At 34.2% G+C, this 5,776-nt stretch carries 4 protein-coding genes, 1 tRNA gene and 1 pseudogene; all 6 read right to left on the bottom strand.

Going from position 1 to position 5,776, the window contains the following annotated elements; all coding sequences use genetic code 11:
- Positions 1-178 (bottom strand): transposase (locus GNY06_RS09530; protein WP_166519872.1); only part of this gene is annotated, 178 nt, incomplete at its 3' end.
- Positions 179-761: 583 nt separating this feature from the next.
- On the bottom strand, positions 762-1,985 hold the full coding sequence (locus GNY06_RS09525; RefSeq protein WP_166519871.1) for a site-specific integrase: 1,224 nt from the start codon (positions 1,983-1,985) through the stop codon (positions 762-764).
- A gap of 252 nt (positions 1,986-2,237) precedes the next feature.
- Positions 2,238-2,311: transfer RNA gene (locus GNY06_RS09520), tRNA-Asp, on the bottom strand.
- Between the two features lie 298 nt (positions 2,312-2,609).
- Positions 2,610-3,263 (bottom strand): rhomboid family intramembrane serine protease, encoded by a 654-nt coding sequence (locus GNY06_RS09515; protein WP_166519870.1) that lies wholly within the window; start codon positions 3,261-3,263, stop codon positions 2,610-2,612.
- Between the two features lies 1 nt (position 3,264).
- A complete protein-coding gene (locus tag GNY06_RS09510; RefSeq protein WP_166519869.1) occupies positions 3,265-5,265 on the bottom strand; it encodes a S9 family peptidase in 2,001 nt (666 codons plus the stop codon).
- Positions 5,266-5,662: 397 nt separating this feature from the next.
- Positions 5,663-5,776: pseudogene (locus GNY06_RS15740) on the bottom strand (IS982 family transposase); the annotation flags it as partial.

The raw sequence follows: 5,776 nt of genomic DNA, 5'->3' as shown, positions 1-5,776 counted from the left end.
CCAATTGCCATTTCGGAAAGTTCTTTGGCAGCATACGCCATTGACAGCCTGTTTTTATCAGATACATTAACGCATTCCAAATCAGGATCAAAGGATGTTTTCGCTTTCTATCTTTCAGATTCAGCGCTTTCTTTATATATTGCCATTGGTTTTCAGTTAGATCAGTTGGGTATTTCATTCCTTTTTTTCCAAATATCCAACTTCTGAAAACCTTCCTAACAAAATTTTCTACACAAATTTAAACAGCCTCTTACAGTTTTACATTCTAAATCACATTATATATGTAATTCAGTCATATTTTAAGAAAAAACGAGATTATCAATAAGAAACTTTAAGTCATTTTTTAAGCATTCATCATTTGTGTTCTATGATTTGCGTTTTTTGCTAAAATATAAAAAAAACAAATAACTAAATACATTTATTACTTATTATTGAATTTTTAATTCAATAATTCATATAATTAAATGATATACAAATAAATACATTTTTTAAAAAAATATTTTCCCTTATTCATTTCTTTTGTATTTTCTCTCTTAAACGGACAATTATAATAGTTTGTTTCAGTAAGTTAAAGACATATTACCCAAAATATCATCTTATAATGTAAAATGTCTTATTTTAAGTTTATTCTCTCCAAAATCCATGACCACATATACTACATAAAGTAAAGAATTAATTTAGACTGTTATCTTTATAGCTATAATATTAATTAATTATTTCCCACTCGCAACTTAAAGAAAGTAACTCATTCGAAAAACAAATTAAACAATTTTATCAAGAAATTTTTGCTTTAAACAAGTCATATCTTCACTAACTTTACTATCCAGAATCTTCGCATAATGCTGAGTTGTTTTAATATTTTTGTGCCCCAGCATTTTACTTACGCTCTCAATGGGAACTCCATTTGACAAAGTAATTGTTGTTGCAAAGGTATGACGTGCAATATGATAGGTTAATTCTTTATTAATACCACACACATCGGCAATTTCTTTTAGATAGGCATTCATTTTTTGATTGCTGAGAATAGGAAGTAATCTTCCACTATTTATACAGGTTGGATGATTCTTATATTTTTCAATGATACATTCTGCTTGGACAAGCAATGGAATGTTAGAGGTTGTTTTCGTTTTTTGTCGTTTGGTAAAAATCCATCGAGTTCCATCTAATCCAATATTGATGTTGTTGGTAGTTAATTTTTGAGTATCAATATATGCCAACCCTGTAAAGCAACTGAATAAAAAGATATCTCTGACCAATGATAGCCTCATATTTTCGAAATCTTTGGTAGAAAGTTTTTCTAACTCATGCTCATTAAGAAATACTCTTGTTACTTCATCAAATTTTGAATCATAATTCATAAATGGATCTTTTTCCAACCAACCATGATTCAAGCAAATTCTGATGATCTTCCCAAAGTTCATAACATACTTTACGGCTGTATTGTTACCACAGAGTTTTTCAGTTCGTAGAAAAAATTCAAAATCATTGAGAAAGGCATAATTAATTTTCCTGATATCAATATCAGAAATATCATATTTCCACTGCAAAAATTCTTTGGTATGACTGAAGCAGGTTTTATAACGGGTTAAGGTTCCCTTAGCAAACTCCTTCCCTACTAACTTCTCCATTCTGTTATTATGATCCTGAAATATTGGTATCAGCATTCGATTTTTTTTATCTCTGCCCAATAGTCTGTTCTTAAGAATTTCACAGCTTACCGGTTCACTTTCCCTTATTAGTGTATGATAGGTATCATAAACTTTCTGTTCAAATGTTTTAAGATAAAAATTAAGCGATTTACATTCTTCTGAAGATCCTTTCACACTTTGAGCTTGAGAGTTCCATTTCGAAGGTAAAACAGTAAGCTTTGTACTAATCTCAGAGATTTTGCCATCAATTGTTAATCTCATATAAATGGGAACATATCCCTTAGAATTGATTTTGGCCTTTTTGAGATAAAAAAGCAGATTGAATGTCTTGTTCATTTTGTGCCGTTTTTAAAAATTTTAAACATAAACTCATTAAAAACTTCCCACAAGATGTTCAATTTCTGAATAGGCCCATGAGCAGGACTTTTCCTTACTTTTCAGTGACCTTTTTAGTCACCTTTCAAAAGGTCACTGAATAGGTCACTTTCACCTTGTGGCTTTTTAGCTCCTTTTGGAAAAGGCATAAAACAAAAAAAGCTTTAAAACAGATGTTTTAAAGCTTTTTGCACTACTTTGATTCTGCAGTTGCGATCCGGACGGGACTCGAACCCGCGACCTCCGCCGTGACAGGGCGGCATTCTAACCAGCTGAACTACCGGATCTTTAAATCTACCAAATTTTACTTATTCTATCATATTGCCTTAAGCCTGTATTTGGCTTCAAAAGCAACAATAGACAGCTATTATTTTGGTGGTGCAAAGATATGGCTTTTTTTGTTTTTCACAAATTCCTTTTGTTCTTTTTACCTCCTATTTTTATAAAACGCAGATTTTCAGTAATAATAACTTAGCGAGGTTCTTGTTAATAAAGATGAAGCTTCCTAACAGTGCATTTTCAAAACAGATTGCAATCATTTTGATTGTGTTCCCCTAGCTAGTATTTATATTTGTTAATTTTCTATCATAGATTTCCTTTTTTAGACAATAATTTAAATCCTAAATACAAAAGTGGTAAAGACATGATAAGGATTTGGAAAATATGTTCCAAGGTGTTTTCGGGGTAGCTGAGCAGGGCATATACTAAGCCCACAGCAGCGCCGCCCAAGTGGGCGGCGTGCCCCAAATTGTCCCATTGCTTAGGATTGAGCATTAGATATACAGAATATCCGAAATATAGAGCCCCGAAAATATAACCGTGAATGGGTATAGGAATAAATAAAATTCCTATTTCCATATAGGGGTTCATCGCAATAGCAGCGAATAAAATACCAGAAACACCTCCACTAGCTCCTATAGCTGAATAGCCAGGCTTATTTTTATAAATAAATAAGCTAAAGAGGTTGCCGCCCACTATAGATGCTATATAAATAATTAAATAAGCTATTGCTCCTAAATAGCCTATAACCAGTCCACTGAAGAAATATAAAGTCAACATATTAAACAACAGATGCGTAAAATCTGCATGTAAAAATCCGGAGGTGATTAAACGTGCATATTCTTTTCTCTTTTGAATCGCCTGTACCTGAAACATATTCTTAGAAAAAAAGCTTGGATCGTTGAATCCTTTTAGACTTATGATTGTTGTAACTGCAATAATGATAATCAATAAACTCATATTAAAGTGTTTCTTTTAGCCATTCAAAAAATTCTCTCTGCCACACCAGAGCGTTCTGAGGGTGAAGTACCCAGTGGTTTTCATTTGGAAAATACAACATTTTTACTTTTAAGCCTTTTAATTTCGCTGCCTGGAAAGCCTGTTGTCCCTGCTCGTAAGGAACTCTAAAATCAAGCCCCCCCTGTACAATCATAATAGGCTTATTCCATTTGTTAATATAATTACTGGGATTAAATGTGGTATAGGAAGGCGCGTTGGGGTTTTCCCAGTAGGAGCCCCCTAATTCGTAGTTGGCAAACCAAAGCTCTTCTGTGGTACCATACCATGATTTCATATCGAAAAGGCCATCATGAGCGATAAAGGTCTTAAATCGGTTTTCATGCATTCCCGCTAGCATAAACACAGAATATCCTCCATAACTAGCTCCGACAGCTCCCATCCTGTTTCCGTCTACATAAGGCAAGGTTTTTGCAAAGTCTGCTGCTGATAAATAATCGCGTATGGGCTGCCCACCCCAATCTTTACTAATAGCGGCATTCCACTCTACACCCCATCCGGGCATTCCACGCCTGTTAGGCGCCACGACAATATAACCCTGAGCCGCCATTAAAGCCATGTTCCATCTAGAGCTAAAGAATTGAGTAACAGCTGATTGTGGTCCGCCTTGACAATATAATAAAGTGGGATATTTCTTATGCGGATTAAAATTAGGGGGATAGATAAACCATACTCCCATTTCTTTACCGTCAGAGGTTTTCACCATCTTTAGATCGCTCTTGCTAGGCGTAATGGAAGCATATTTATCGCGGTTAATGTGGGTTATGGGACTAAAATCACCCGTTTTGATGGAAACTTTAAATAATTCTTCACTATGGTTGAAATCTGTTCTGCTTACTAGTAAATCCGATTTTATTTGTGCAAAAATCCCATTAACATCGAACTGTTCTTTGGTAATTTGCGTAATTTTTGTATTTTCAATATTCAAGCTAAATAGCTGCTGAACCGCTCTGTAAGCCGCATTAAAATAAATAGTCTTGGAGTCGTTCGCCCAAAAGAAAGAGCCATCCACTGTTTCATCCCATTCTTTGGTAAGATTGGTTTTCTTTTTAGTCTGCCAATCCAGGATTATAATGTCGTTTTTATCCGATTCATATCCCTCTGTTTTCATACTCTGCCAAGCAAGATATCTTCCATCGGGACTGAATTTGGGGTTGAGATCATAGCCACTCATACCTTGAGTGATATTTTCTGTATGTCCATTTACAAGATGATAGGCAAAGATATCGGTATTGGTACTTTGGGCATATTCAGCCCCATATTTTTCTTTGGTTACATAGAGCAGGTGTTGACTATCCGGACTCCATATAAAATCTTCTTTGCCTCCGAAAGGTTGCTGAGGAACCATTATTTTTTTTCCATTCAATAAATCTTTCGCCTGGGATACCTCTTCAGAAACATTGACGATAAATACATGGGACATGCGCCCCTCATACCAAGTATCCCAATGACGATTGTTCAGATCAGTATAGATTTGTGCACTAGTATTGGGGGTATCTTTGTATTTATCCTTCCCTAAAATATTTTCTATATGCACCTCACGGCTAAAAGCAATCTTTTTTCCGTCGGGAGACACTACAATATTTTTTGCATTTTTCCCTATCCTGTAATAGGCTGTCCAAGTATGGCCCTTATCTCTAGAAATATAAATTAGCCCTCCCTCTTGAGCATAAATTCCATTATCATCCCATTGTATAAGGCTTTTTTTACCGAAATCTACTGGTGTTGTAGAAGACGTCAGTAGATCCAGAAAATAGGATTTGTTTTTTGTTTTTTCTGTTTTAAGGTCTGTTACCCCTACGTTATAAATCAAAGAAGACTGATCCGCAGCTACAGCCTGCACCGAAAACTTGCCCAATGCCCACATTTTTTCTGGTGTCATCACATTCTGCGCATTCATCAATAAAGGTGCCACTAACAAGGCTGCCGTTTGTTTTAATTTCATGTAAAGCCTATTTTATCATTATGGAGTTTAAAAATATAAACCTTACGAAAATAAAAAAAACCATTCATTTTTACAGAATGGTTTTCTAAATATTTTATAAAAGACTATATCTATTTAGATATTTATTTTATAAAAGATGTACTTATTAGTTTATTACTATTAAGAGGATAATTTTCAACTCTTAAAGTAGATGCAGTATAATCTACTGCTTCAAAAAAAACACCAATTTTGATTAGTTTCTGTGTTCTTTTGCCTCTTAATGTTGCAGTATATGGAACTCTAACCTTATGGTTCATCGCATTAAATGTTAGTACAGACTTTGTTTGTGCAGGTACCTGTACACTATAAGTTTCAGATAAAGAAACTGTTTTTATATTATTATTAACCTGTTGTGCATTTAGCCGAAATTAACTTTTATTTTGTTTAGCTTTCTTTTGAAGACGAAAAAATTCAGATACTGAATCATTGTAAAAGCGCTTATTTTTGAAGCAATTCTCGTGGCTAAACCTTG

Source organism: Elizabethkingia argenteiflava (genome assembly GCF_009904105.1).
GTDB classification, from domain to species: Bacteria; Bacteroidota; Bacteroidia; order Flavobacteriales; family Weeksellaceae; genus Elizabethkingia; species Elizabethkingia argenteiflava.
This window is presented reverse-complemented; position numbering and strand designations above follow the sequence as displayed.

What these genes read in the sequence shown, in the direction of transcription:
- GNY06_RS09525 (WP_166519871.1), bottom strand. Translation starts at nt 1,985, where the DNA reads ATGAACAAGACATTCAATCTGCTTTTTTATCTCAAAAAGGCCAAAATC.
- GNY06_RS09515 (WP_166519870.1), bottom strand. Translation starts at nt 3,263, where the DNA reads ATGAGTTTATTGATTATCATTATTGCAGTTACAACAATCATAAGTCTA.
- GNY06_RS09510 (WP_166519869.1), bottom strand. Translation starts at nt 5,265, where the DNA reads ATGAAATTAAAACAAACGGCAGCCTTGTTAGTGGCACCTTTATTGATG.